Below are 25,823 nucleotides of genomic sequence, written 5' to 3'. Positions count from 1 at the left end.
CTCGGTGTGCCGACGACACACCTCGCCGGGAGGGCGTCGGTCAGGTGCGCAGCCGCCGCACCCGCAGGGCGAGCTGCAGGTCCAGGGCGTGCTCCGGCTCGCGCCACCGCTCCCCCAGGAGCGCATCGACCCGGGCCAGCCGCTGGGCCACGGTGTTGGCGTGCACGTGCAGGCTGCGGGCTGCGGCGGGTGCCCGGCCGCCGGCCGCGAACCACGCCTCGAGGGTCGTGCGCAGGTCGCTGCCGCGGGCTTCGTCGTGGTCGAGGACGGGGCCCAGCACCCGGCTCACGAACGCGTCGAGCTCCTCGGGGCCGCTGCGCCCCAGCAGGAGCCGCACCACGCCGAGGCCCGCCGGGTCGACCACCGTCCCGGTGCGCCCCAGGGCCAGCTGGGCGCGCAGGCAGCCGTCCGCCTCGGCGACCGCCTCGGCGACCCCGGGCCCCACCGGGTCGGCCGGCCCCTCGACGACCCCCACGGTGACGCTGCCCTCCGGGTCGGTCAGGGCCGAGGCCAGCGCCTCGCGCAGCCGCTCCCCCACCCGCAGCGGTTCGAGCCCGGGCCCGGTGGCGAGCAGGACGAGGCGGCCGTGCTGCTCGCCGACCAGGCCGTGCAGGTCGCGGGCGACCCGGCCGGCGACCCGGGCCGTCGCGGCACGGTCGAGACCCTCGACGTCGGCCACCGCGACCACGCAGCCCTGGTCCAGCAGAACCCGGTGCCGTCGGGCCCGCTGACGGCGGCGGGCCCGGTCACCGTCGTGCTCCTCGGGCGCGGCAGCACCGGACCCACCGGTGGCGGGAGGGTCCAGGCCGGGGCCGGCGAGCACGTCGGCCAGCAGCGCCCAGCCCAGGCGTTCCTCGGCGGCCTCGGCCGCCCGGTCGCCGAGCAGCACGAGCGCCGCGGCCATCGCGCCGCGCTCGAGCGTGCGTGTGCCGGCCTCGGTGAGCTGCTCCGACACCTCCAGCACGAGGGTGGCCAGGTGGTCGGGGCCCGCCATCGCGGGCGCCACCACGACGGCCGGCGCGGGCACGACGACGGCACGGCCGGCCTGGCCGGCGCGGGCGACGAGGTCGGCCGAGGGCCAGTCCGCCGGGACGGGGCCGGACCCGGCGAGCAGTGCCCCGCCGTCGTCCAGGATGGTGAGGCGGCCGTCGAGCGCCTCGGCGAGCGTGGTGACCACGTCGGCCAGGTCGCCGCCGTGCAGCAGCACGCGCGTGAGCCGGTCGTGGGCGCGGGCCGCCTGCTCGACCCCGCGGGCGTGCTCGCGGAGACGGTGGTGGGCCTCGTCCAGCTCGACGAAGAGCCGCGCGTTCTCCAGCGCCACCGCCGCGTGCGCGGCGAAGGAGGTCAGCAGCGAGACCTCCTCGGGCGGGAAGCGTCGCACCGTGCGGTGGGTCGCGAGCAGCGTGCCGATGACGCGGCCGTCGACGAGCAGCGGGACGCCGAGGATGGCGCGGATCTGCTCCCCGCCGACCGCGTCGTCGATCTCGCGGCGGTGCACGAACCGCTCGTCGTGCTGGTAGTCGCTGGTGAAGTACGGCTGTCCCGTCTGCGCGACGAGGCCCAGCAACCCGGTGCCGAGCGGGAGCCGCAGCCGCCGGAACTCGGCGGTCAGCGCTCCGTCGGTGACCTTCATGTAGGAGGCTCCGCCGCCCTCGTCGGCCTCGTTGAGGGACAGGTACGTCATGTCGGCGTGCAGCAGCTGGCGGGCCCGTCGCACGATCGCGGCCAGGATGGTGTCGACGTCGCGGATGGCCGTGAGGTCGCCGGCCGTCTCGTACAGCGCCAGCAGCTCCGCCTCGCGCGCGCCACGACGGGCCATGAGGTCGCGCAGGGTGAGGGCGAGGTCGCGTCGGCGGCGGGTCTCGGGGTCGGGGTCGGTGCCCAGCAGCTCGTCGAAGCGGGACAGGGGCGCTCCGTCGACCAGCAGGTCGAGGAAGGTGGGGGCGGGCGTCACGAGCACCGGTGGAGCATGCCCGCCCGTGCCCTGCGTCACACCTGCGTCACACCCGGTTCACCCGGTTCACCCGGCTCATCCGGGTCATCCGGGTCATCCGGGCGGGGCCTCCGAGGAACCCGCGTCCAGGGCGACGACCCGGAACCCGACGTTGCCCGCACTGGAGTCCGGGGTGCTCGAGCTGCGGGCGTCGACGCGGTACCGGCGGCAGTAGCTGTCGTGGCAGAGGTAGGAGCCGCCCCGCAGCACCCGGGCCTCCCCCGTCGCCGGGCCGCGCGGGTCGCGCACGGCTGCCGCGGCCCGACGGCGGTAGGTGTCGTCGGCGAACCAGTCCGCGCACCACTCCCAGACGTTGCCCGTGACCTCGTGCAGCCCCAGCCCGTTGGCCGGGTAGGAGCCGACCGGGCAGGTGCCCACCCACCCGTCCGCTCCCGTGTCGTGCTGCGGGAAGGTGCCCTGGAAGACGTTCATCCGGTGCTCCCCCGCAGGTTCCCGCTCCTGCCCCCAGGGGAAGTGGTCGCCGTCGCGCCCGCCGCGGGCCGCGCGCTCCCACTCCGCCTCGGTCGGCAGCCGGGTCCCGCTCCAGGCGGCGAACGCCACGGCGTCGAGCCAGCTCACGTGGACGACGGGGTGGCGACCGCGGTCGCGCACGTGGCTGCCTGCGCCCTCGGGCTGCTGCCAGGAGGCTCCGGGGACCTCGCGCCACCAGGGTGCGGCGGCCACGCCCCGGGTGGGCGGGAAGTCGTCGGGCAGGAGGCCCGCGAACACGAACGAGGTGCCGATCTCCTCGGCGGTGGTCACGTGCCCGGTGGCGGCGACGAAGGCGGCGAACTGCTGGTTGGTGACCGTGTGCGCCGCGATGCGGTACGCACCGAGCACCACCTCGTGAGCCGGTGACTCGCCGTCCGCGGGGTAGCCGGGGTCGTCGGTGCCCATGCGGAACGGGCCCGCCCCGACCGGGCACCAGGCGCCCGCCGGGGCCGAGGACGGCGACGCGGGAGGAGCCTGCGGTGCCACCGGCGACGACGCACCGGGGACGGCGGTCCCACCGGCACCGCGCGCACCCGGGGAACAGCAGGACACTCCGCTCACCTCCGAGGGACGCCGGACGCGCCCTGCGGGCAACCTACCGGCCGGTGCCGCGACGTCAGCGGGACGGCTCGCTCGTGCCGGCCGCCAGCTCCTCGAGGAGGTCCTTGAGGGCCTCGTCGCCACCGGTGGCGTAGGCGTCCCACGCCGGGCCACGGGCCGCCAGCGGCGCCTGCTCTGCCCACCAGGCGTCCCGCACCTGCTCGACGACCACCAGCAGCGTCGTGTCCTCGGCCGGTGCCGCGAGACGACGACGCTGCTCGCGCAGCACGAGGCCGAGCACGGTCACCGCGCCCTCGTGGAACTTCGCCGCGGGCAACGGGTGGCCGGAGCGGGCCAGGTGGCACAGCGACTGCCCGCCCAACGCCTCGGTGAGAGCGTCCTGGGCGCACGCCCGGTGGGCACGCACCAGCGCCACGCACGCCGGCTCGTCCTGCTCCCGCTCGCTCGCGGCGTCCCGGCGCCCGTCGGTGACGGCCCCCGCCTCGGACGGGAGGCCGAGCGCGGCGCGGAGTCGGGAGAGAGGCATGGGCACACCGGAGGTCGCAGGAACGTGGGGTCCTCGGCACAACCGCGCCGGCGGCCCCGGATGTTCCCGGGTCCCGGGCCGCCAGGCTCAGAGGTTCTCCAGCTCCTCGCCGTGGACCAGGATCGCCCACACGACGACCACCTCGAGCGCGATGGTCACCATCGAGGCGTACGGGGTCGCCGGGAGCAGCACCAGCTGCGTGAGCAGGTTCAGCACCACCAGCGCCAGCGCGGCCAGCCGCGCCCAGAGCCGCCCGGCCAGCGTCATCACGCCGGTCGCCAGCAGGAGCACGCCGGTGACCAGGTGCACCCAGCCCCACGCGGTGACGTCCAGGACGAGGAGGGCCCGCGAGCCCGTCACGTACACGTCGTCGGTGGCGATCGCGGTGAGCCCGGTGAGCACGTTGAACAGGCCGGCCACGGCGATCATCACGGCGGCGAAGGCGATGGGGCCGACCCACAGGGTCGGGCGGGGCTTGCGGGGCACGGTTCCTCCTGGTGGCGGGGTGGGACGTGGCGAGCGGGTGGGTCAGGACGTGGTGGTCAGGTCGTGGCCGGCTGCAGCACCGAGTCGCCGGCGAGGAAGGTGACGTCGAGGTCGACGTCGGCCAGCCCCGCCTCGTCCAGCAGGGGGCGGAGCCCCGCGAGGTCGGGCCGGGCCTCCGGGCCGATCACGACGACGACGAGCGTGCCGTTGCGCAGCTCCACGTCGGTGAGCTCCCAGCCCTGGCCGTCGGCCCACGCACGCGCGACGGGCTCGGCGTCGGCCACGACCAGCTGCTCGCGCAGCACCGTGCGGCTGCCCACCGCCAGCGGCACGGAGACCACCAGCACGGAGGCGATCACGATGACCAGCGAGCGCCCGGCCAGTCGTCGGACGGGCACCCCGGCCTCCTGGGCCGCGTGCCGGAACCTGGCCACCAGCAGCACGAGGGTGCCGGTCGCGATGATCGCGGCGACGTTGGTGCCGAAGAGCAGCAGGGCACCCGCTGCCTGCCCGGGCTCGCCGGACTCCAGCGTGAGCCCCACGACGGCCAGCGGCGGCACCAGCGAGATCGCGATCGCCACGCCGGGCAGGCTGTCGGCGACGTCGGCCCTCGTCAGCGCGTACGCACCGACCACGCCGGTGGCCAGGGCCGCGACCAGGTCGATCAGCCGGGGGCTCACCCGGCCCGCGACCTGGCTGTTGGTGTCGGCGGTGACGGGCAGCTGCACGAGGGCGCCCAGGAGGTAGCCCACCAGCACCACGCTGGCCGCACCGGCCACCACGAGCAGCACGTTGAGCACGATCTGCCGGTGCCGCGCCAGCACCACGGCGCAGGCGGTGCCCAGGATCGGCCGCATCAGGGGCGCCACGATCATGGCGCCGATGACGGTCGCCACGGAGTCCGCGATGACGCCGGCGGCCGCGATCACCGCGGAGAGGACCAGCAGCACCCAGAAGGCGGAGAGGACGCGCCCGCGGTCGGGGCCCTCCAGGAAGAACGACCCGGTGATCCGGTGGACGTCGGCGTCGGTGAGCGGCGTGATCCCCGGGACCCGCACGGCTCAGGCCTGCTCGTCGCGACGGGCCGCCCCGGCGGCCGGGCCCGTCTCCTCGTCCGGGTCGACCAGGGCCTGCGCGGAGTCGGCGACGGCCGCCCCCGCCGAGGGCACGGACGCCGGCACGCCGATGAGACCGCCGAACCAGCGTGCCCCGGGGTCGACGTCGACGAACAGGCAGCGGACCAGCAGCGTGAGCGGCACGGCGAGCACGGCGCCCACCGGCCCGAGGATCCACGCCCACACGACGAGGGAGAGGAAGGTGATGCTGGCGGAGAGACCGACGGCGTCGCCGACGAGCTTGGGCTGGATGACCGACTGGATCACGACGTTGATCACCGAGTAGGCCACGATCACGCCCAGCATCAGCCCGGGGCCGCCCTCGAGCAGGCCGAGGATGGCCGGCGGCACCAGGCCGAGCACGAAGCCGATGTTCGGGATGTAGTTGGTGATGAAGGCCAGCAGGCCCCACAGCAGCGCGCCGGGGATGCCGAAGGCGTAGAGGACGCCGATGTCGATGACCGCGACCACCAGGCCGAAGATCGTGGAGACCACCAGGTAGGTGCGGGTCAGGCGGGCGAAGGAGTCCAGCGCCTCGACGAACTCGGGGCGGTCCCCGTGCAGCCGCTGGAGCTGCTCGCCGAACGAGCCCGCGTCCAGGCACACGAAGAGCACCAGCGTCACGACGAAGACCAGGTTCGTGGCCAGGGAGACGGTGCCCGAGAGCACCACGGTGACGATGTCGACCACGCGACCCAGGTCGAAGGAGGAGACGATCGCGCTGACCTGGAGGTTGTCGACGCCGAAGCGCCGCAGCAGGTCCGCGCCGTCCCCGACCAGCTCGGCGAACTGCGCCTGGTAGCCGGGCACCAGCTGGGCGAACTCGGCGGCCGCCAGGAGCATCGACCCGGCCAGCACCACGATGAGCACGTAGACCGCGAGGATCGAGAGCAGCGTGCCGAGCCACCGCGGGACGCCGATCTTGGCGAGCCCCGTCCGCACGGGGCTGGCGGCGATGGCCAGGACGACGGCGAGGAAGGCCGGGCCGGCGATCCCGCTGATGCTGCGGACGCCGGCGATGGTGATCACGGCGGCAGCCGCCCCCACGAGGATGAGGACCCCGCGGGGCAGGCCGCCCGCGCCCGTCCGCTGACTGGTCGCGGGTGCCGGTGAGCCGTCCATGGGTGCCTCCTGCGCGTCCGGCCGGGTCCGCCCCGGCTCGCGGCGAGCCTAGGGCCAGCGGTGCGTCGCGGGTGGGCGATCCCGTGCGCGTCGGGGCAACCTCACCCGGGCCGGACGGGCGCCTCACCCGTAGCGGGCGATCCCGCTCCCACGGCGGCCTCCCTAGCGTCGCCGCCATGAGCCACCCGCAGCACGGGGACAGCCCCGACATCATCATCGGCGAGGTCGTCGGCACCCGGACCTTCCCCCTGCCGTGGGGCCTGCTGGCCGCGCGCGGCGCCGTCGGCGTCGTCGCGGGTGTCCTGCTGCTGGCCTGGCCGCGCGCCTCGATCTCGGTCGTGCTGGTCCTCGTGGGCCTGTGGACCGCGGTGGACGGCGTGCTGACGATCGCGGGCGCACGGCACGAGGGCAGCGGACGCGGCGAGCGGGCCGTGCTGGCCCTGGGCGGGCTGCTGGCCGTGGTGATCGGCGCCATCGCCGTCGTCCGCCCCTTCGAGACCGCGGCGGCGCTGGCGTGGATGCTGGGTGCCTGGCTGCTGGTCCTCGGCCTGCTCCAGCTCGTGCTGACCGCCCTGCGGCCCAGCCTGCTCGGGCTGCTCACCGCGGCGGCGGTGGCCGCCGCCGGGTTCCTGCTGATCCTCGACCCGGGCCGCGCGACCACCGGTCTGACCATGCTGATCGGCCTGGCGCTCGTCGCCTGGGGTGCCCTGTTCGTGGTCGTGGGGCTGCTGGCCCGCCGCGCCTCGGTGAGCCTGCTGGAGACCTAGGCAGACACCTGGGCAGACACCTGGGCAGACACCTGGGCAGACACCTGGGCACGCGTCGGGCGCGAACGGCCTCACCCGCACCGGGTGACGCCCTGCTCCCGCGGGCGCACGAGCATGCACCGGGAGCGCCGGGCTCGCGCGTGGACGAGGTCCGCCACCCGGCGTCCTCGCACCTCGGGAGACGAGATGAACCAGCCGTCCGACGCCGACCGCACGCACCTGCCCCTCCGCCGGGCCCGCCGGGTCGACGCATCCCCCGCGGACCTGCCGGTGGACGTCCGGCACAGCACGCCGCCCCGGCCGGAGGCCCCGCTGCGTCCGCCCGCAGGGGCGCCGAACGTGCTCGTCGTGCTCATCGACGACATGGGGTTCGGCGCCAGCAGCGCCTTCGGCGGTCCCTGCGAGATGCCGACGGCCGAGCGGATGGCGGAGCAGGGGGTCCGGTTCACCCGCTTCCACACCACCGCCCTCTGCTCGCCCACCCGCCAGGCGCTGCTGACCGGCCGCAACCACCACACGGTGAACATGGGCGTCATCGCCGAGGTGGCGACCGCGGCCCGTGGCTACACCGGGGTCCGACCCGACGACTGCGCGACGCTGGCGCAGGTGCTGCGCATGAACGGGTACAGCACCGGGGCGTTCGGGAAGATGCACCAGACCCCGCCCTGGGAGACCAGCCCCGCCGGCCCGTTCGACCGCTGGCCGACCGGCGAGGGCTTCGACCGGTTCTACGGGTTCCTCGGTGGCGACACGCACCAGTTCACCCCGGCGCTGGTGGACGGCACGACGCCCATCGAGCCGCCCAGGACGCCGGAGGAGGGCTACCACCTCAGCGAGGACCTGGTGGACCAGGTGATCGGGTGGACCTCGACGCTGGGCGCGCTCACCCCGGACAAGCCGTGGTTCGCCTACCTCGCCTTCGGCGCCACGCACGCCCCGCACCACGCCCCGCAGTCCTACCTCGACTCCTACCGCGGCGCGTTCGACCACGGCTACGACGAGCAGCGGGCGCGGACCTTCGCCCGGCAGCAGGAGCTGGGGGTGGTCGGGCCGGACGCCGAGCTCACCGCGCCCAACCCCCACATCCCCCTCTACGCCGACCTCGACGAGGACAGCAGGCGCGTCGGGAACCGGCTCTTCGAGGCCTACGCCGCCATGGCCACCCACACCGACGACCAGGTCGACCGGCTCCTGCGGGCGCTGGAGGAGCAGGGCGTCCTCGACGACACGCTCGTGCTCTACGTCCTCGGCGACAACGGCGCCTCCGCGGAGGCCGGCGCCTACGGCACCTTCAACGAGATGGCCTACCAGAACGACGTGGCCATGACCACCGCCCAGATCCAGGAACGCCTGGACGAGGTCGGCGGCCCCACGGCCTTCAACCACGTCCCGGCGGGCTGGGCGCACGCGATGAACACCCCCTACCAGTGGAGCAAGATCGTCGCCTCGCACTGGGGCGGCACCCGCACCGGCATGATCGCCCGGCTGCCCGGCCGTGTCCCGGCCGGCGAGGTGCGCCACCAGTTCACGCACGTCATCGACGTGGTGCCCACCATCCTGGAGCTCGCCGGGCTGCCGGTGCCCACCTCGGTCAACGGCATCGACCAGGCACCGCTGGAGGGCACCTCGTTCCTGTACGCGCTGGACGACGCGGACGCGGCCGAGCGGCACCGCACCCAGTACTTCGAGATCGCCGGCAACCGAGGGATCTACCACGACGGCTGGACCGCGGTGACCCAGCACCTGCTGCCCTGGCCGGACCGCACCTACCCGGTCCCGGCGTTCGACGGTGACACCTGGGAGCTGTACGCCCCGGGTGACTGGACCCAGGCCCACGACGTCGCGGCCGAGATGCCCGAGAAGCTGCGCGAGCTGCAGGACCGGTTCCTGGTCGAGGCGGCGCGCTACCACGTCCTCCCGCTCGACGACCGTCAGCGCGAGCGGTTCGACCCCCGGGTCGCCGGCCGCCAGGACCTGGTGGGCGACCGCACCCGCATGGTGCTGCGACCCGGGATGACCCGCCTGAACGAGAACACGGTGCTCAACGTCAAGAACACCAGCTTCCGGGCCACGGCCTCGCTCACCCTGCCCGAGGACGCCCCGGCCTCGGGCGTCGTCCTCGCCCAAGGCGGCGGGTTCGGCGGCTGGGTGATCTACCTGGACGCCGGGGTCCCGGTCTACGTCCACAACTTCGTGGGCCTGGAGCTCTTCACCGTGCGCGGCACGTCCGCCCTCCCGGCGGGCGAGCAGACCCTCGTCCTCGACTTCGTCTACGACGGCGGCGGGGCGGGCCGCGGCGGCACCGCCACGTTCCGGCTCGGGTCCGGCGAGGACGCCCCGGTCCTGGGCAGCGGCCGGGTCGAGCGGACCGTCCCCGCCCTGTTCTCCTTCGACGAGGGCCTGGACGTCGGCCTCGACAGCCTCGACCCGGTCGTGGCGGGCTACCCCACGCCCCAGGGACGGTTCACCGGGACCGTCCACCAGGTCGTGCTCGACATCGACCCCGGCGCCGAGCACGACGAGGAGATGGTCGTGCGCGCGCGGTACCGCCGACAGTGAGCACCGCCCTGGAGGTCCTCGGCGCGGTGCTCGCCCCGGCCACGGGGGTCGCGCTGAGCCCGCTGCCGCTGCTGGGGCTGCTGCTGGTGCTCGGCTCGCCCGGCGCCCGCGCGGGTGGGGTGGCCTTCGCCGTCGGCTGGGCCGCGGGCCTGGCGGCGCTGATGAGTCTCGTCGTCGTCGCGGGGAGCGGCTGGTTCGATCCCGGTCCTGGTTCCGGTGCTGGTGCCGGCGTGGACGGCAGCGGGCCCGGGGTGGCCGTGGGCCTGGTCACGACCGTGGTCGGCGTGCTCTTCTGGGTCCTCGCCGCCCGGCAGCTGCAGCACCGCCCCCGGCCGGGGCACCCGGCGGAGCTGCCCGCGGCCCTGCGCGGCCTGGCCTCCCTGCCCCCGCCACGGGTGGCGCTGGTGGCGGCGGTCCTCGGGACCGTGAACCCGAAGAACCTGGGGCTGACGATCTCGGCCGGACTCGGCCTGGCCGACGCGCTCGCTCCCCCCGCCGGGCCCGGTGGGGCGGGTGCGGTCCTCGGGACCGGCGTGTTCGTGCTGGTGGGGTCCCTGACCGTCCTGGTGCCGGTCACCGCGCTGGTGGTGACCGGTGAGGCCGCGCAGCCCGCCCTCCGCGCGCTGCAGGCGTGGCTGGACGCGCACGGTTGGGTGGTCATGCTGGTGCTGTTCCTCGTGCTCGGCGCCCAGCTCGTGGGTGACGGCCTCCGCGCCCTGGCGGTCGCCTGGTGAGCCGGACAGCCGGCGCCGGCCGCACACCGACTCGGCGCCTCCGTGCGCCCGGCATGGCGGGCGGTGCCTGGCGCCCCGACCTACTGGCCGGCCTGACGGTGTGGGCGGTGCTCGTGCCCGAGTCGCTGGCCTACGCCACGATCGCCGGCCTCCCCCCGGTGGTGGGCCTCTACGCGGCCGTCCCGGCGCTGCTGGTCTACGCCCTGCTGGGCACGTCCCGGCACCTGGTCGTGGGCCCCATGTCCGCCACCGCCGCGCTCAGCGCCGGCATCGCGCTGACGCACGGCGACGGCACCGCGGCCGGCACCCTCGCGGTGGCCCTCACGCTGGCGCTCGTGACGGGCGCCCTGGGCTTCGTGGCGGGGGCGTGCCGGCTGGGCTTCCTGGCGGCGTTCATCTCCGAGCCCGTGCTCAAGGGGTTCGTCGTCGGCCTCGCGCTGACCATCCTCGTCGGCCAGGTGCCGGCCCTGGTGGGCGTGGAGAAGGCGGACGGTGGGTTCCTCGCCCGCGTCGCCGGCCTGGCACGCTCGCTCGGTGACCTGGACGCCGCCACCGCGGTGGTGGGGCTCAGCGCCCTCGCGGTGGTCCTGGTGCTGCGCCGCACGGCGCCGCGGGTCCCGAGCTCGCTGGTCGTGGTGGTGCTGGGCGTCGCCGCCGCCCTGCTGCTCGCGCTGGAGGACCACGGCGTGGCCGTGGTCGGGGCGATCGAGCCAGGACTGCCCGGGCCGGCGCTGCCGAGCACGGACCCCCGCGACTACCTGGACCTGCTCGGCCCCGCCGCCGGCGTCCTGCTCGTCGGCTTCGTCGAGGGTCTGGCCGCGGGCTCGACCTACGCCGCCAGGGACGGCTACCGGGTCGACCCCGACCGGGAGCTGACCGCGCTGGGCGGCGCCAACCTCGGTGCGGGGCTGCTGGGCGGCATGGTCGTCAACGGCAGCCTGTCCAAGACGGCGGTGAACGCTGCGGCGGGAGCCCGGAGCCAGCGCTCCGGCGTGACCGCGGCCGTGCTGACCATCGTCACGCTGCTGGCGCTGACCCCGCTGTTCGAGCCTCTGCCGGAGGCGGTGCTCGCCGCGGTGGTGATCACCGCCGTCGTCGACCTCGTCGACGTCGCTGCTCTCAGGCGGCTGTGGGCCGCCGGCGCAGCCAGCACGGCCACCGCAGCACGTGCCGACTTCGCGGGTGCCGCCGCCGCGCTGGTGGGCGTGCTGCTGCTGGACACCCTCCCGGGGCTGCTCGTCGGGGTCGGGGTCTCGCTCGTCCTGCTCCTCTCCCGCGCCTCCCGCCCTCATCTGGTCCCCCTCGTACGTCTGCCGGGCGGCACCTGGGCGGACGCGGGACGCCACCCCTCGCTCGAGGAGCCGGTCGGAGCCCTGGTGCTCCGGGTGGAGGGCCCCCTCTCCTTCGCCAACGCCGCGCACGTGCGGGACGGCGTGCGCGCGCTGAGCGAGCAGCGAGGAGACCCACCCCTCGTGGTGCTCGACGCCCGGTCCGTGGCCACGATCGACGTCACCGCCGCCGCCATGCTCGACCGACTGGCGGAGGACCTGACGCGGACCGGTGTCGGTCTGCGGATCGCCGGCGACCTCGGGCAGGTCCGCGACACGGCGCTGGGCGCCGGGCACGGTCACGGCCTGCTCGGCCGCTACCCGGACCCCGACGCTGCCCTGCGCTGACCCCGCCGGACGGGACACGACACCGCCCCCGGGCGCGAGTGTCGTTGCTCGGCTCCGGGGGCGGTGTGGCAGGTGGCCCGGGGATCGGTATCCGAAGGGGGACGGAGGGGGTCGGTCCCCGGGCCGGTCGGTGGTGTGCCGGTCGGTGGTGTGCCGGTCGGTGGTGTGCCCGTCGGCGGCGCGGTCAGGCTGCCAGCACGCGCGCCTTGAGCGCGTCGAACTCCGACTGGTCGATGGCGCCCGACTCCAGCAGGCGGTGGGCCTGCGCGATCTCGTCGGCCGCGCCGCCCGTGCCCGCGACGCTGCGGATGTAGGTCTCGGCCTCCTCCTGGGCCGCGCGGGAGGCGGTGACGGTGCGCTCCGCCATCCCCGATCCGCGGGAGATGAGGTAGACCAGCGAGGTGATCAGCGGGAACAGGATCAGGCAGACGACCCACACCGCCTTCACCCAGCCCTTGGTCTGCCGGTCACGGAACAGGTCGGTGATGATCGAGAACATCACCATCAGGTAGGCGACGAGGCCGAATGCGATGAACATGGCCCAGAGGACGTCCAGGAACGACATGGTCTCTACTCCTCCTGTCGGTGGCCACGGTGGCTCGTCCGACACGACTCACCTTCGTGAGCGGCGCCCGCGGGTGGACTCACCCGCCGCGGGTGAACCGTGTGCCCGCGCGCTCAGAGCAGACCGGCCCGACGCGCCTCCTGCACCGCGTCGCGCCGCGAGGACACCCCCAGCTTGCGGTAGACGCCGCGCAGGTGGGTCTTCACGGTGTTGACCGAGACCACCAGCGCGTCGGCCATCTCCTCCACGGTGGCGAGGGTGGGCAGCTCGCGCAGGACGTCCAGCTCGCGCTCGGTGAGGGGCACCACCGGCCCCACCAGCGGGCCGGAGCGGGCGAGCAGGCTCCCGACGAAGCCCTCGCGGGCACCCCAGCCGCCACGGCCCTCGCGGAGCAGCCCCAGGAGCAGCGGGCCCCCGAGGTCGAGCAGCGGACGCGGCAGGCCGAGGCGGTCGGCGACCTCGAGCAGCGCCCGGCAGCGTTCCCGGGCTCGGGCGTGGTTGTCGTCCTCGAGCTCCAGCCGGACCAGCAGCGCGGCGGCCTCGACCTGGGTGCCGGGCACCGCGCACGCCCGGGTGCCGCCGGCCACCGGGCCCAGCGCCGCGTGGGCGCGGCGACGCTGGCCGCGCAGCAGGTCGGCGGCCGCCACCGCGACGTCCACCTCCCCCACGTCGCCGAGGCGGTCGCGCAGCACCCCGATCGCCTCGCGGACGCGCTCGGGGCGGTTGGTGGCCAGCGAGACGTAGACCGACGCCATGGCGACGTAGACCACCGCCTCGGGGGCGACCACCTCGTCGAGCAGCGACTCCCACACGCGGTGCAGCCGCTCGGCGTCCACGGGCCCCCCGGCGTCGCCGTCCAGGCCCGTGACGGCCGCCAGCGCCGCGACGCAGAGCCGCACGGTGGCGTCGTGCCCGTCGTCCAGCATCTCCACGGCCAGCCCGGCGTGCACCCGCGCCGCGTCCTCGTCGAGGCGCGAACGGGCGGCCCACCCGGCCAGCAGGTGCAGGTGGGCGGTGCGCCGGTGCCGGGACCAGCCGTGCCGGGACGCCACGGTCAGCCCCTCCCGCGCCGCCGCGGCGGCGCCCCGCGCATCCGAGCGGGCCGCGGCCAGCAGCGCGATGGTCTCCTCGGCCGCCACCCGGGCCCCGGCCCGGTCGAGGCCCAGGGCCTGACGGCGCACGCCCACCAGCGCCCGCTCCGCCTCGTCGAGCCGCCCGGCGCGCAGCAGCGCGTTGACGCGGGCCAGGTCGTGCTGGAGCCGGACGTCGGGTCGCGAGCCCAGCGGCGCCACCGCCGGCGCGCTCACGCGGACGCCGACGACGCGCTCGAGGTCGGTGCGCAGCGCCTCGGTGAGCACCGCGAGGTCGTGGTCGTCACCGACGTCCGCGAGGTCGAGGCCGTCGAGCAGCACCCGGGCCTCGGCGGCGTGCCCCTCCTCGAGCAGGGCACGCGCCCGCACGCAGTGGGCCAGCGGCCCCGGCGTCTCCGCCGGCAGCACGGTCAGCAGGTCCTCGGAGCGCCCCTCGTTGACCAGCCGCGGGCCGATCTCCCGCAGCACCTCGCCCACCAGGTCGTGCTCGCCGGAGCGGACCGCGTGCCGCAGCGCCGCGAGGCCGGCACCGGGGTCGGCGGGGCCCGCGACACCGTCCGCGCCGTCGGGGCCGTCGGCGAACCACCGGGCCGCGACCGCGTGCCGACGGCGCAGGTCCGCGAGGTCGGCGCAGGCGTGCTCGGCCTCCACGTGCGACCGGACCGCGGCGTGCAGGCGGTACCGCGGCATCGAGCCCACGCCACGGGAGACCAGGCAGCAGTGCGCGCTCAGCCGGTCGAGCAGCGCGCCGGCGTCGGCCCGGCCCGAGACCGCGACGAGCAGCGCGAGCGGCACCTCCTCGTCCACGGCCGCGGCGCGCAGGACGTCGCGCACCGGCTCCGCCAGCGGCTCGGGCCCGAGCCAGTCCGCCAGCGACGCGGTCACCACGTCGCGCCCGAGCAGCCGCCAGGCGTCGCCCGTCGGCTCCGGCAGGCTGCGGGCGGCCGCCTCGGTGCGCGCGAGCACCGGCCAGCCCTGGGTCTCCGCGAGGACCTCGTCGACCTGCTCGGGCCCCAGCGTCGGGCAGACGGCCGCGAGCTCCTCGGGCGTGAACGCCAGGTCGTGCGCCGAGAGCTGCTGCAACCGACCGGCGACCGCCAGGTCGAGCACCGCGGGCAGGTCGGCCGGGCGGCGGCCCAGCAGCACGAAGCGCACCGAGCGGGGTGCCAGTCGCAGCAGGAGGTCGACCTGCCGGGTCGCCCCGTCGCAGGCCAGCCGGTGCAGGCCGTCGAGGACGAGGAGCAGCCCGGGGGCGGTGAGGGGGTCCTCCGCGCCGTCGGCCTCGCCCAGATCGGTACCGGTGACGCTGCCGATGGTCACGGCGTGCGCCCGCTCCAGGGCCCCGACGAGCCCCACCACCCAGGCGGTGTCGTCCTCGCCGGTGGGCAGGCCGAGGTCGGTGACGGCGGCCCGGTAGGCGGGCCCGGCCTCGGCGACCGCGACGAGGAGCCGTCTGGCCAGCAGCGAGGTCTCCCCCTGGGCGGCACCCAGGTCGAGCAGCGCGACGCTCCACCCGGCGCGACGGGCGCGGGCGGCCCACGCGCGGGCCAGCACCGACTTGCCGCTGCCCTGGGGCGCGGTGACGTGCAGCGCGCGGCACCGGGTGGCCCAGGACGCCCCACCGGCCAGCAGCACGTCGACGCGCGCCTCCAGCCGCGGGCGCGGCACCGTCCAGCCCAGGTCGACGGCCCCGGTCACCGTCCGCTCCGCCACCGACGTCATGCAGGCCCCCGTTCCGGGGCCGGTGCACCGCGGGGGCGATGGCACCACGGACCCCTCCTGGGCAGGAAGGTAAAGGACGCGGGCGCATACCCCGGCCCCCATTTCAGCCACCGGCGGTCCGCGGGAAGACCCTGCCGCTGGGCCCTGCCGCTGGGCCCTGCCGCTGGGCCCTGCCGCTGGACCCTGCCCCTGGGCCTGCCGCTGGACCGAGGCTTCCTGCTCTCGGCCGCGGCCGGCCGGGCTCCGGTCCGCCTCAGTCCGTGCCGGGCGAGACCGGGGTGATCCAGGAGCGGTGCGTGGTGGGGTTCTTGGTGATCGCCAGCAGCTCGTCCATGTGCGGCTCCAGGCCCGTCACCTTGTCCAGCGGGACGCCGATGACGAGCTGGAAGCCGAGACCCTTCCAGGCCCGCACGGCGCGGCCGGCGAACTCCGAGTCGGCCTTCACGAAGCCCTCGTCGAGGAACACCGGGGCGAAGCGGGGCCGCGAGCGCAGCTCGTCGCCCAGCCGGAAGCGCAGGGCCGAGCCGACGATGAACGCCACCAGCTCCTGGCTCTCGCCGCCGGACTTCTCCCCCAGCGTCCGGTACGTCGCGCGCAGCTCGCCGGTGGCCGCGTCGAACCGCTCCGCGGAGATCTCCACGTGCCGACGCACGTCGAGCAGCCGGTCGCGGTCGCTGGTCTCCCCCGGCACCGCGGAGGGCCGCAGCTGGGTCATGAACCGCGCGAGGTCGGTGAACCGCTTCTCCAGGCCCGCCTCGTCCAGCTGGCCGGGGTCTCCGGCGGCCAGGGCCCGCAGGTCCTTGAGGAAGGCCCCCACGTGGGCCGGGGATAGCCGGCGCAGGCGGATGCGCAGGCGGTCGCCCGCGCCGCCGAACTCCAGCCGCCGCAGGATCGTGTTGATCGGCTCGAGCCGGTCCTCGATGTCCTCGACCGAGGAGCTCATGGCCCCCAGGAGCGGCACGAGGTCCTGGCCGGACCACTCGGTGAGGCGACGACGCCACTCGGCGCGGCGCTCGGCGAGACCGGTGCCACGCACCTGCTCGAGGATGCGGGCGTAGTCGGCGTACGAGGCGGCGCCGGAGCCGAGGTTCGGGCTGGGCCAGCGGGCCTGGTAGAGGCGGAACACCGCCGCGAGCTCGTCCTCGGCCCGCGACATCTCCGTCTCCGCCTCGGCCACGGCGTCGCGCAGCCGGGCGGCCAGGCGCTGGCTGTTCTCGGTGAAGCGCGCGAGGTCGTCGGGGTCGGCCGGGGCCACCGCCGCGGTCATCTCCTCGCGCAGCGCCGCGTCCTGCTCCCCCGTGAGCACGATGCGACCCGAGCGCTCGGTCGCCTCCAGCCGGTCGGCCACCAGGTCCTGCGCGTCGACCAGCTCGGCGTGCTCCTCGGCCAGCGCCCGGCGGCGCTGCTCGAGGGCGAAGCGGTGCTGGCGGGCCTCGTCGAGCCGCTGCTCGAGCTCCCCCACCTGCGCCTGGCGCACCTGGAGGTCGTCGTCGGAGCCGAGGATGTCGGCGCGGCGCTGCTCCAGCTCGGCGATGCGACGCGCCGACGACGCCACGTCCAGGTCGTCGAAGCGGGCGGCCACGAGGGCGTCGGACGCGGCCCGGCGCTGCTCGGTGCGGGCGGCCCGGCGGTCGATGAGCTCGACGTCGGCGTCGACGTCGCGCAGCTGCGCCTCCAGCGAGGTCAGCTCGGCGTCGAGGTCACCGAGGGCGTCACCGTTGGAGAAGCCGATGATCGGGCGCGGGTCGCTGCGCCCGTGGGTGCCGCGGCGACCGCTGCGGGTCTGCCCCGCCAGCGTCACCCGCAGGCCGGAGCCGGCGAGGCCGGAGGCCTGCTCGACGCACAGGGCGTTGCGGCTCGGCTCGCGCACGTGCCGTGCCACCCAGCCCGCGAACGGGGTGTCGGCGAGCACGACCTTGCCGGCCACGCGGTCGGGGTCGGCCTCGCCCGGCACGGGCAGGTCGAGCTCGGCGCCCTCGAAGACCAGGCGGCCGCGCAGGTGCAGCCCGTCGATGGCGCGGGAGAAGTCCGAGAGCCGCTCCAGCGGGACGAGCATCATCCGGGCCGTGCCGCCGAGCACCGTCTCCACGGCGGTGCGCCAGCGGCTGTGCTCGGGGGCGACGTCGAGCAGCTCCGCGACGTAGGGCAGGTCGCTCGGGTCGAGCCCGCAGGCGGCCGCCACCTCGTCACGCATCTCGTGCATGCGGGCGGGCACGCGTCCGCCGCGCACCTCCAGCGAGGCACGCTCGGCGCGCAGCTCGGACTGCCGCGCCTGGAGGGGGTAGCGGCGGTCGCGGACGGCGTCGCGCTCGACGCGCAGCGCCTCGGACTCCTGCTCGGCGCCGGCGAGGCGGGCGCGGGCGTCGGACTGGAGCCGGGCGAAGGCCGCGGCGTCGTCCAGGGCGGCCAGGGGGTCCTCCCCGGAGCCGGTCTCCAGCGCCTCGGTGGCCAGCGGGCGCAGCCGCTCGGCCAGGGCGTCGCGCCGGGTCTCGCGGGTGGCGAGCACGGCCTGCTCCTGCTCGAGCGCGCCGGCCAGCTGCTGCAGCGTCCCGCCGCCTGCCCCGGTGTGGGCCTCCTTGGCGGCCTCGAGGTCGGCGGCCAGCGTGGCCTCGGCCGAGCCCGCCGTGGCGAGCTCGTCGGCGACCCGGGTGCGGGCCTCGCGGTTGGCCGCCACGCCGGCGTCCAGCAGACGGGCGTGCGTGCGCAGCAGCCACAGCCGCAGCGGGCTGTCGCCGGTGGCGGTGACGCCGTAGGCGTCGAGGTCGGCGCGGCGGCTGGTGGCTGCCTTGCGGCGCGACTCCAGCTCGGTGATGGGGCCCAGCAGCTCGAGCTTGGCCTCCTCGGTGCGCATCGCGTCGTAGGCGGCGTCGAGGTCGTCGAAGTGGGCGACGGCCCGGTCGGCGGCCGCGTAGGTCGCGGGCCGCTCCAGGACCATGTCCTTGTACAGCTCGTCGACGCTGCGCACCTGGTTGCCGGCCTGGATGCGGGCGAGCAGCCGCAGCGCCTTGGCGCCGTCCCCGCTCGCGCCGATGCCGAGGCGGGCGTGCAGGACAGCGGAGAACTCCGCGTAGGTGCGGTGCACCCGGACGCCGGGGTAGAGCTTCTTGAGGCTGTTGGCGTGGAAGCGGTCGCCCACCGCGTGCTCGAGCGTGGCCAGCGAGAGCGGCGCCTCGAGGGTCAGCAGCTGCATGGACACGTCGGCCGAGCGGGTCGCGCGGCGACCGACGTAGTAGGTGCGGGCCACGGTGAAGCGGCCGCCGGAGTCGTTGCGGAACGTCATCGCCACCGCGCCCCAGGTGTCCACGCCCTGGCCGCGCAGCAGCCGCTCGACCGGCTTGCCGGTGCGCGGGTCGTCGACCACGTCGACGGCGCCGCGCAGGTAGGAGAGCAGGTTGCGCTGGCCGACGCCGCGGGCGCGGCCGGAGACCGCGTCGTTGGAGGCCCCGTTGAACTTCGTGTCCGAGGGCATCATCAGCGCCGTGTAGGCGTCGAGGATGGTGCTCTTGCCGACGCCGGAGGCGCCGGAGATCATCGTCGCCGCCGCGCCCAGCGGCACCCGGGTCAGGCCGGTGAAGCCGCCCCAGTTGACCAGCTGGAGCTCCTCGGCGCGCCACTGGGCGGTGTCGTCGCTGGGCGCCAGCACCACCTGGGAGTCGAAGAGGCCGTCGGTGGGCGGCGGGTCGCCCTCGCCGGCATCCAGGGGCTCGCTGAGCGCGGGCTCGGCGGGGGCCGTGCCCGGCGCGGTGTCGTCGAGCGACTCCTCGGCCGTGCGCTCCTCGATGGTCTCGCGGGTCACGCCTGCTCCTCCCCGTCCTGGGTGGTCTCGCCGGTCTCCCGGCTCTCCCCGGCGTCCGCCGGGACCTCGTCGGACTGCTCCTCGGCGGCCGGCTCCTCGAAGAGGTCGACGTCCTCCGGCGTCTCGAGCTGGGTGCCGTTGGCCTCGCGCAGCGCGTCGAGCAGGTCACGCAGCAGGTCGAGCGGGAGCAACGGCTCGACGGCCTCGCTGACCTCGAACCGCTCGTCCGAGCCGGTGGGGATCAAGAGCCCGGCCTTGGCCACGGCCAGCACCGCGTTGCGGGCACGGCGCTCGTCGCCGGCCACGTCGGTGGCGTGGGCGGGCCGGAAGCCCGCCACGTAGCGCAGCAGGTCCTCGCGGTCGACGTACACGCGGGCCTCGCCGCCGGTGGTGCCGGCGCGCAGCCGGTCCCGCAGGTGGACGAGGACGAGGGTCTCCTCCCGCGTCCAGGCGGCGTCGTGCAGCAGCGTGGGGAACCGGCTGCCGGTCTCGGAGACCGCCTGCCGCTTCCAGGCGACCTCGCGGTCGCGGTCGATGGCCAGCTCCAGGAAGAGGTCGGCCAGACGACCGCGGATGACCTGCTCGTTCTCCACCAGCACCGGCCAGTCGCGGGCGTGGGTGCGCGCCGAGACGAAGCGGTTCTTCAGCAGCGCCACCAGGCAGTGCCGCTGGGCGTACTCCAGCCCGCCCTCGTCGCCCTCCCACAGCGACACCGACGCCGTGTCCCGCTCGGCCTCCGGCTCGGCGTCGTCCCAGGCCTCCGCGCCGACCACGTCGGTCTCCGTGCTGGTCATCGGGCCTCCTCGGGCTGGCCGGGCTGGTGGGGCTGGTCGGGCTGGTCGGGTGCGTCGTGGTGGTGGCCCAGGTCGGGGTCGGGCAGGTCCAGCAGCGGCACCTCGAAGGTGCGGGCCGTCCCGTCCGGCCGGACGGCGGCGTAGCGCTCGACCTGCACCGGTACCGGCACCGGCGGCTCGTCGACGCCGCCGTCGCTTCCTGCGCCCGGCGGCAGCGACGGGGGCCGCTCGGGCTCCCAGTCGTGCTCGGCGGCCAGGTGCAGCAGGCCGAAGATCTCCACCGGACGACGCAGGTCCTCCTCGAGGCCGGCGAAGACCTCGCCGAGCGTGCCGGCCGGGGTCAGGCCGCTCATCACGGCGTCGAGGCGCTCGCGCAGGCCGGCGATGCGGGGGCCGCCCTGGGCGACGAGCTCGGCCATGGTCACCGGCTCGGTGTCGGCGTCCTGCGCGACCAGGCGCTCGGGAGCCACGTCGTCGGCGGGGTCGAAGAACCGCTCGCGCAGGTGCTCGACGCCGACCCGGGAGGGCAGGAGCGGCACCTCGTGGGTGGCCCGGGGGCCGGTGGCGCCCATCCAGGTCGTCAGCTCGGCCTCGAGGTGCCGCAGCGTCTGCTCGAGCTCGCGGTCGCGCTCGGCGTCGTGGCTGACGATGTACTCCTTCAGCGTCGCGGTGACCCGCGAGCGCTGGGCCAGCACCCGGTCGAGGCCGTCGCGCACGAGGCGGACGGTGCCGCGCAGCTCCGCGCGCTCGGCGTCGCCGAGGATGCCGTGGGCCAGCGGGTGCTCGAGCAGCGCGGCGATGTCCTCGCGCAGCTGGGAGACGGTCTGGTCGTCGCGCAGCAGCGCGAAGGCGCCCTCGAACGCACGCCCCTCGTGGGTGGCGGTCATGAGGGCGTCGGCCCGGGTCAGGTAGTCGTCGATCACCTCGCCCGCGGGGCGCTCCTCGGCGCGGAAGGCGGCCAGGATCTCGGTGCGGATCGTGGCGAAGCGCTCCTCGACCCGGGCGAAGTCGGACGGCAGCGCCGAGACCAGGCTCAGGAGCTCGGTGAACCCCTCCGACATGTAGTCGCCGTCGGCGCCGGCCAGGTCGCCGCCGTCCACGAGCCGGTCGCGCTCGGCGGTGAGCCGCGCGATCTCCTCGTTGAGCAGCCCCACGCGGGCGCCCCGGTCGGGGTTCGCCTCGGAGTTGAATCGGCGCGTGGTCGACAGGATGGTGGCGATCCGGTGCTCGCTGAGCGTGGCCCGGTCGCGGGTCAGGGTGGTGACCAGCTCGAGGGCCTGCTGGGCGTGGCTGGTGAGCGTGTAGACCTCGCGGCCCCGCTCGTCGAGGGCACGCACCAGCCAGCGGCCGCGCATCCAGCGCTGGCACAGCTCTCGGCCCGAGCCCGGCGGCAGCAGCTCGGCGGCGAGGTCGTCGCCGAGGGCGGTGCGGACCGCGGCCAGGTGCTCCTCGACCTGCGTGTGCAGCCGCGCGGTCTCGACCGGCCGGTTCTGGCGTCCGAACGCCTCACGGAAGAGCGTGATCACGACGGGGGCCTGCCGCTGGTGCAGGAGCGTCAGCGTGGGCTGCGCGAACGCGTGCTGGACCCGTGCCAGCTCCGACGCCACGTCGCTCATCCGCGCTCCTCCCCTGCCGGGCCGCCCTGTCGAGCCGCCGCCGGGCCCTGCGCCCGGCCGATCAGCGGCCCAGCATCCCAGCACCCCTCGTCCCGGGCGAAACCCGCCTGGCCGTCACCTGACCCGCGTGAACCGGGGTGGGGGTCCTGGACCATCGGCCAGGGTCGCGTGACCTGCACGGACGGGACTCGCGGCGGACGCGGCGGGGCCCGCCGGCCCTCCCCGCAGGGGCCGACCCGGCGCGAGGGTGGCTGCAGTGAGCCGGCCGCCAGGAGGCGGCCGACGGACCACCCTCGACGAGCAGGAGCACACCATGGAGAGCGCCGGCGCCCTCGGCATGTACGACCACGTCCTCGCCCACTCCTCGACCTGGTGGGCCGTCTACCTCCTGGTCGTCGCCCTGGGGACCTTCGGGCTGATGGGCGCGTACCTCGCCGTCGCGACCCGCGTGTACACGAGCCAGACGCCCCGCACCGACGCGACCGCCGCCGACGCGACCGCCGCGGTCGCCGCCGCGGACGAGGCCGCGCTGCCCACCGCCACGCCCACCGCCACGCCCACCGCCACGCCCACCGCCACGCCCACCGTGGAAGAGCTGCAGCCGGTCTGAGCCCGCAGGGGGCACGCTCGCCTGCGAGGAGCCGTCGGTCCGGCACCGGTGAGGAGCAACGTCATGGACATCGTGGGAGCGACCGTCGTGGTGACCGGCGGTGCGGACGGCATCGGCCGCCGCGTCGTCGAGGCGCTGCTGGAGGGCGGGGCACGGGTGGCCGCGGTGGACCGCGGCGCCGACGGCCTCGCGCGGCTGGAGACGGACCTCGGGGTCGGTGACCGGCTCAGCACGCACGTCGTGGACGTGACCGACCGCGCCGCCGTCCTCGCCCTGCCGGAGCAGGTGGCCGACGCGCTCGGCCCCGCGGACGCCCTGGTCAACGTCGCCGGTGTCGTGCACGACTTCACCCCCGTCGCCGATCTCTCCTTCGAGGCGATGGAACGGGTGATGGACGTGAACTACTGGGGCACCGTGAACACCACCAAGGCCTTCCTGCCGGTGCTGGAGTCGCGGCCGGCCGCCGCCCTGGTCAACGTGGCCTCCCTCGGTGGGCTGGTGCCCTTCCCCGGGCAGACCGCGTACGGCGCGAGCAAGGCGGCCGTGCGGCTGTTCACGGAGGGCGTGCGTGCCGAGCACCAGGGCACCGGCCTCCACGTGGCCGTCGTGCTCCCCGGCGGCACGGCCACCGACATCACCACGAACTCGGGGGTCACCAGCGGCCCGACGGCGGACGCGGCCGACAGCCGCGCAGCGCGCTACCTGACCTCCCCCGAGGCGGCCGCGGCGAGGATCGTCGGGGCGATCACCCACGAGCGGCCCCGCGTGACGATCGGCAAGGACGCCGCGCTGGTCGACCTGCTCGGTCGGGTGGCACCGGCCACCGCGGTCGGTCTCGTGGCGAGGCTCATGCGCTCGATGCTGAAGTGACCCTCCGGCCGGGTGAACGGTCGCCTCTCCCGCGTAGCAGGATGACGAGGACAACCGTTCGTCACCTGTGAGGAGACATCGTGGAGACCACCCACCTCGGCAGCACCGGCCTGCGGATCAGCCGGCTGGCGCTCGGCTGCATGAGCTTCGGCGACAGCTCGCGCGGCGGGCATCCGTGGGTGCTCGACGAGGTCGCGGCCGGCGAGTACTTCCGCCAGGCCGTCGAGCTCGGCATCACCTTCTGGGACACCGCGAACGTGTACTCGGCCGGCTCGTCGGAGGAGTTCGTGGGTCGCGCGATCCGCGAGTACTCGCGGCGCGAGGACGTCGTCCTGGCCACGAAGCTGCACGGCAGGATGCACGAGGGCCCCGGCGGCTCCGGCCTCTCCCGCAAGGCCGTGATGGAGCAGGTGGACGCCTCGCTCACCCGGCTGGGCACCGACTACGTCGACCTCTACCAGATCCACCGCTTCGACCCGCTCACGCCGGTCGAGGAGACGATGGAGGCCCTCCACGACGTCGTGAAGGCCGGCAAGGTCCGCTACCTCGGCGCCTCCTCCATGTGGACGTGGCAGCTCGCCAAGCTCCAGACCGCCGCGCTGCTCGGCGGCTGGACGCCCTTCGTCACCATGCAGGACCAGTACTCCCTGCTCATGCGCGAGGAGGAGCGCGAGATGTTCGGCTACCTCGCCGACACCGGCATGGGCTCGCTCCCCTGGTCACCCCTGGCCCGCGGACACCTGACCCGCCCCTGGGGCGAGCAGACCTCCCGGTCGGAGAGCGACGCGTTCGGCAAGACCCTCTACGCCGAGGACGACGCCCGCATCGTCGGTGCCGTCGAGAAGGTCGCCGAGGGTCGCGGCGTGCCGATGGCGCAGGTCGCCCTCGCCTGGGTGCTGCGCAACCCCGTCGTGGACGCCCCGATCGTGGGCGCCACCAAGCCCCACCACCTCGCCGACGCCGCGGCCGCCCTGGACATCGACCTCACCGACGACGAGGTCGCCCTGCTCGAGGAGCACTACACCCCGCGCCTCCCCACCGGCTTCTGAGGTGGGCGCCCCCACCTGGCTCGAGGCCGTCGCCTGGGTCCTGCTGGCCGGCGGTGTCGTCTCGGCGGCGGCGATCGCGGCCGACGTCGCGCGGGGCTATCGGCAGCACATGGCGATCATGGAGCTGGTCTGGCCGATCACCGGCCTGTACGCCGGTCCGCTCGCCGTGCTCGCCTACGCACGCTGGGGCCGACCGACGTCGATGCGCTGGCAGCACGAGCACGGCGTCGACGGCCCACCGGAGAAACCCTTCTGGGCGAGCGTCCTGACCGGGGTGAGCCACTGCGGCGCCGGGTGCACCCTGGGTGACGGGGTGGCCATCGTCGCCGTCTTCGCCCTGGGCCTCAGCGTCGCCGGGCAGGAGATCTTCGCCGAGTGGATCGCCAGCTTCGTCCTGGCGCTCGCCGCCGGCATCTGGTTCCAGTACCGGGCCATCGCGCCCATGCAGGGGTTGGGCGTGAAGGACGGCCTCGTGGCCGCGGCCAAGGCGGACGTGCTCAGCCTGACGGCGTTCGAGGTGGGGATGATCGCCTGGATGGCCCTCGTCCACTTCGTGCTCGTGCCGGGCTGGGACCTGCGCCCCGACTCCCCGGTCTACTGGGCGAGCATGCAGGTCGCCATGCTCATCGGCTTCGCCACCGCCTGGCCGGCCAACGTCCTGCTGATCCGGCGCGGGATCAAGGAGGCCATGTAGGCCTCTCGCGACGACGCCCCCGGCACCACGTGAGTGCCGGGGGCGTCCGAGGATCGGGGATCAGGCGCCCGTGCTGCCGGCCCCGTGCGCGACGGCCTCGAGCAGGGCGTTGATGAACGCCGGCAGGTCATCGGGGTTGCGGCTGGTGATGAGGTTGCCGTCGGTGACGACCTTCTCGTCGGTCCAGGTGCCGCCGGCGTTGCGGACGTCGGTGGCCAGGCTAGGGAAGGACGTGAGGGTCCGACCCTCCAGGACGCCGGCCTCCACGAGGGTCCAGGGGGCGTGGCAGATGGCGGCGACGGGCTTGCCCGAGGCGACGAAGTCGCGGATGAAGTCGACTGCCGCGGTGTCGAGGCGCAGGGCGTCGGGGTTGGCGACGCCGCCAGGCAGGACGAGGGCCGCGTAGTCGTCGACGGACGCCTGCGAGACGGTGCGGTCGACGGTCTGCTCGCTCGATCGGTCGAGGTGCTCGAACAAGGAGACGGTGCCGGCCTCGGGCGCCAGCAGCTCGGGGGCGTGGCCGGCGTCGGCGGCGGCCTTCCACGGGTCGGTCAGCTCGACGGACTCGATGCCCTCGTTGGCGGTCAGGAACGCGATACGGGTGGTCATGACCGCAACGCTAGGCACGACGTCGGGGCACGCCGCAGGTCCGCGCGGGTGTCCTCGCGCGGGTGAGGGCTCCTCGGACGGGCCGGGGCCTCAGGTGAGCGAGAGGAAGAGCTTCTCCATCTTCGCCGCGTCCATCTCCGGCTCCTCGCCGTTGGCCTCGGCGGCCATGCACTGGCGCATGCCCGTGGCGACCAGGGCGAAGCCCGCTCGCTCCAGCGCCTTCAGCACCGCGGCGTACTGCGTGACGATGTCCTCGCAGTCGCGGCCCTCCTCCATCATGGAGACGACCTTGGCCAGGTGACCGTGGGCTCGCTTGACCCGGTTCAGCACCGGGACGATCTCCACCGGGTCGAGCTGCATGGCGGTTCCTCTTCGA

21 protein-coding genes are annotated in these 25,823 nt (G+C 75.3%); 8 read left to right on the top strand and 13 right to left on the bottom strand.

Annotation, left to right across the window (positions count from 1 at the left end):
* Positions 1 to 40 precede the first annotated feature (40 nt).
* The 6 genes from M8316_RS13590 to M8316_RS13565 all read right to left on the bottom strand — a co-directional run bounded on the left by M8316_RS13590 (position 41) and on the right by M8316_RS13565 (position 6,295).
* The gene (locus M8316_RS13590; protein ID WP_250055365.1) at positions 41 to 1,960 is read right to left on the bottom strand and encodes a helix-turn-helix domain-containing protein; all 1,920 of its coding nucleotides are present in this window, start codon (positions 1,958 to 1,960) and stop codon (positions 41 to 43) included.
* Positions 1,961 to 2,047: 87 nt separating this feature from the next.
* Positions 2,048 to 3,037: a formylglycine-generating enzyme family protein gene (locus M8316_RS13585; protein WP_443689935.1), complete on the bottom strand. Its 990-nt coding sequence runs from the start codon at positions 3,035 to 3,037 to the stop codon at positions 2,048 to 2,050.
* A 64-nt stretch (positions 3,038 to 3,101) separates the two neighbouring features.
* Positions 3,102 to 3,572: a hypothetical protein gene (locus tag M8316_RS13580; protein WP_250055363.1), complete on the bottom strand. Its 471-nt coding sequence runs from the start codon at positions 3,570 to 3,572 to the stop codon at positions 3,102 to 3,104.
* A gap of 87 nt (positions 3,573 to 3,659) precedes the next feature.
* Positions 3,660 to 4,058: a DUF7144 family membrane protein gene (locus M8316_RS13575; protein WP_250055362.1), complete on the bottom strand. Its 399-nt coding sequence runs from the start codon at positions 4,056 to 4,058 to the stop codon at positions 3,660 to 3,662.
* A gap of 56 nt (positions 4,059 to 4,114) precedes the next feature.
* Positions 4,115 to 5,116: a DUF389 domain-containing protein gene (locus tag M8316_RS13570; protein WP_250055361.1), complete on the bottom strand. Its 1,002-nt coding sequence runs from the start codon at positions 5,114 to 5,116 to the stop codon at positions 4,115 to 4,117.
* Between the two features lie 3 nt (positions 5,117 to 5,119).
* Positions 5,120 to 6,295 carry an AI-2E family transporter gene (locus M8316_RS13565; RefSeq protein ID WP_250055360.1) on the bottom strand — a complete coding sequence of 392 codons (1,176 nt, stop codon included), beginning with the start codon at positions 6,293 to 6,295 and terminating at the stop codon, positions 5,120 to 5,122.
* A 176-nt stretch (positions 6,296 to 6,471) separates the two neighbouring features.
* Between M8316_RS13565 and M8316_RS13560 the strand changes: the two genes are divergently transcribed.
* From M8316_RS13560 to M8316_RS13545, 4 genes are all read left to right on the top strand, one after another.
* Positions 6,472 to 7,062: a DUF308 domain-containing protein gene (locus M8316_RS13560; RefSeq protein WP_250055359.1), complete on the top strand. Its 591-nt coding sequence runs from the start codon at positions 6,472 to 6,474 to the stop codon at positions 7,060 to 7,062.
* Positions 7,063 to 7,248: 186 nt separating this feature from the next.
* Positions 7,249 to 9,621 carry an arylsulfatase gene (locus M8316_RS13555; protein ID WP_250055358.1) on the top strand — a complete coding sequence of 791 codons (2,373 nt, stop codon included), beginning with the start codon at positions 7,249 to 7,251 and terminating at the stop codon, positions 9,619 to 9,621.
* A complete protein-coding gene (locus M8316_RS13550) occupies positions 9,618 to 10,355 on the top strand; it encodes a GAP family protein (RefSeq protein ID WP_250055357.1) in 738 nt (245 codons plus the stop codon). The genes M8316_RS13555 and M8316_RS13550 overlap by 4 nt, the downstream gene beginning before the upstream one ends.
* A gap of 53 nt (positions 10,356 to 10,408) precedes the next feature.
* Entirely contained in the window at positions 10,409 to 12,031 is a 1,623-nt protein-coding gene (locus M8316_RS13545) for a SulP family inorganic anion transporter (RefSeq protein ID WP_250055355.1), read from the top strand.
* Between the two features lie 184 nt (positions 12,032 to 12,215).
* Here the strand turns inward: M8316_RS13545 and M8316_RS13540 are convergent, their stop codons facing one another.
* The 5 genes from M8316_RS13540 to M8316_RS13520 all read right to left on the bottom strand — a co-directional run bounded on the left by M8316_RS13540 (position 12,216) and on the right by M8316_RS13520 (position 21,615).
* Entirely contained in the window at positions 12,216 to 12,596 is a 381-nt protein-coding gene (locus M8316_RS13540; RefSeq protein WP_250055354.1) for an SHOCT domain-containing protein, read from the bottom strand.
* Positions 12,597 to 12,709: 113 nt separating this feature from the next.
* Complete coding sequence (locus M8316_RS13535; RefSeq protein ID WP_250055352.1) at positions 12,710 to 15,409, bottom strand: LuxR C-terminal-related transcriptional regulator; 2,700 nt, start codon at positions 15,407 to 15,409, stop codon at positions 12,710 to 12,712.
* A gap of 253 nt (positions 15,410 to 15,662) precedes the next feature.
* Entirely contained in the window at positions 15,663 to 19,205 is a 3,543-nt protein-coding gene (locus tag M8316_RS13530; protein ID WP_250055350.1) for an ATP-binding protein, read from the bottom strand.
* Entirely contained in the window at positions 19,202 to 19,999 is a 798-nt protein-coding gene (locus M8316_RS13525) for a DUF4194 domain-containing protein (protein ID WP_250055349.1), read from the bottom strand. Before M8316_RS13525 ends, M8316_RS13530 begins: the two co-directional genes overlap by 4 nt.
* Positions 19,996 to 21,615, bottom strand: a complete 1,620-nt coding sequence (locus M8316_RS13520; protein WP_250055348.1) for a DUF3375 domain-containing protein — start codon at positions 21,613 to 21,615, stop codon at positions 19,996 to 19,998. Before M8316_RS13520 ends, M8316_RS13525 begins: the two co-directional genes overlap by 4 nt.
* A 313-nt stretch (positions 21,616 to 21,928) precedes the next feature.
* Between M8316_RS13520 and M8316_RS13515 the strand changes: the two genes are divergently transcribed.
* From M8316_RS13515 to M8316_RS13500, 4 genes are all read left to right on the top strand, one after another.
* Entirely contained in the window at positions 21,929 to 22,225 is a 297-nt protein-coding gene (locus tag M8316_RS13515; RefSeq protein ID WP_250055347.1) for a hypothetical protein, read from the top strand.
* Between the two features lie 63 nt (positions 22,226 to 22,288).
* Positions 22,289 to 23,095, top strand: coding sequence for an SDR family NAD(P)-dependent oxidoreductase (locus M8316_RS13510; protein WP_250055346.1), 807 nt, complete (start codon positions 22,289 to 22,291; stop codon positions 23,093 to 23,095).
* Positions 23,096 to 23,175: 80 nt separating this feature from the next.
* The gene (locus M8316_RS13505) at positions 23,176 to 24,144 is read left to right on the top strand and encodes an aldo/keto reductase (protein ID WP_250055345.1); all 969 of its coding nucleotides are present in this window, start codon (positions 23,176 to 23,178) and stop codon (positions 24,142 to 24,144) included.
* Between the two features lies 1 nt (position 24,145).
* Positions 24,146 to 24,838 carry a DUF4396 domain-containing protein gene (locus tag M8316_RS13500; protein WP_250055344.1) on the top strand — a complete coding sequence of 231 codons (693 nt, stop codon included), beginning with the start codon at positions 24,146 to 24,148 and terminating at the stop codon, positions 24,836 to 24,838.
* A 60-nt stretch (positions 24,839 to 24,898) separates the two neighbouring features.
* Here the strand turns inward: M8316_RS13500 and M8316_RS13495 are convergent, their stop codons facing one another.
* Together M8316_RS13495 and M8316_RS13490 are read right to left on the bottom strand one after the other, a co-directional pair.
* Positions 24,899 to 25,447, bottom strand: a complete 549-nt coding sequence (locus M8316_RS13495) for a type 1 glutamine amidotransferase domain-containing protein (protein ID WP_250055343.1) — start codon at positions 25,445 to 25,447, stop codon at positions 24,899 to 24,901.
* A gap of 90 nt (positions 25,448 to 25,537) precedes the next feature.
* Positions 25,538 to 25,807: a metal-sensitive transcriptional regulator gene (locus tag M8316_RS13490; protein ID WP_250055341.1), complete on the bottom strand. Its 270-nt coding sequence runs from the start codon at positions 25,805 to 25,807 to the stop codon at positions 25,538 to 25,540.
* Positions 25,808 to 25,823: the final 16 nt, after the last annotated feature.

This window comes from Nocardioides bruguierae, from assembly GCF_023554635.1.
Lineage (GTDB): Bacteria > Actinomycetota > Actinomycetes > Propionibacteriales > Nocardioidaceae > Nocardioides > Nocardioides bruguierae.
Note: the sequence above shows the minus strand (reverse complement) of the source record. Positions and strands in the feature narration are given on the sequence as shown.

Coding starts and splice junctions, on each gene's coding strand:
- M8316_RS13580 (WP_250055363.1), bottom strand. CDS start 3,572: ATGCCTCTCTCCCGACTCCGCGCCGCGCTCGGCCTCCCGTCCGAGGCG.
- M8316_RS13565 (WP_250055360.1), bottom strand. CDS start 6,295: ATGGACGGCTCACCGGCACCCGCGACCAGTCAGCGGACGGGCGCGGGC.
- M8316_RS13560 (WP_250055359.1), top strand. CDS start 6,472: ATGAGCCACCCGCAGCACGGGGACAGCCCCGACATCATCATCGGCGAG.
- M8316_RS13555 (WP_250055358.1), top strand. CDS start 7,249: ATGAACCAGCCGTCCGACGCCGACCGCACGCACCTGCCCCTCCGCCGG.
- M8316_RS13545 (WP_250055355.1), top strand. CDS start 10,409: ATGGCGGGCGGTGCCTGGCGCCCCGACCTACTGGCCGGCCTGACGGTG.
- M8316_RS13540 (WP_250055354.1), bottom strand. CDS start 12,596: ATGTCGTTCCTGGACGTCCTCTGGGCCATGTTCATCGCATTCGGCCTC.
- M8316_RS13535 (WP_250055352.1), bottom strand. CDS start 15,409: ATGACGTCGGTGGCGGAGCGGACGGTGACCGGGGCCGTCGACCTGGGC.
- M8316_RS13525 (WP_250055349.1), bottom strand. CDS start 19,999: ATGACCAGCACGGAGACCGACGTGGTCGGCGCGGAGGCCTGGGACGAC.
- M8316_RS13520 (WP_250055348.1), bottom strand. CDS start 21,615: ATGAGCGACGTGGCGTCGGAGCTGGCACGGGTCCAGCACGCGTTCGCG.
- M8316_RS13515 (WP_250055347.1), top strand. CDS start 21,929: ATGGAGAGCGCCGGCGCCCTCGGCATGTACGACCACGTCCTCGCCCAC.
- M8316_RS13510 (WP_250055346.1), top strand. CDS start 22,289: ATGGACATCGTGGGAGCGACCGTCGTGGTGACCGGCGGTGCGGACGGC.
- M8316_RS13495 (WP_250055343.1), bottom strand. CDS start 25,447: ATGACCACCCGTATCGCGTTCCTGACCGCCAACGAGGGCATCGAGTCC.
- M8316_RS13490 (WP_250055341.1), bottom strand. CDS start 25,807: ATGCAGCTCGACCCGGTGGAGATCGTCCCGGTGCTGAACCGGGTCAAG.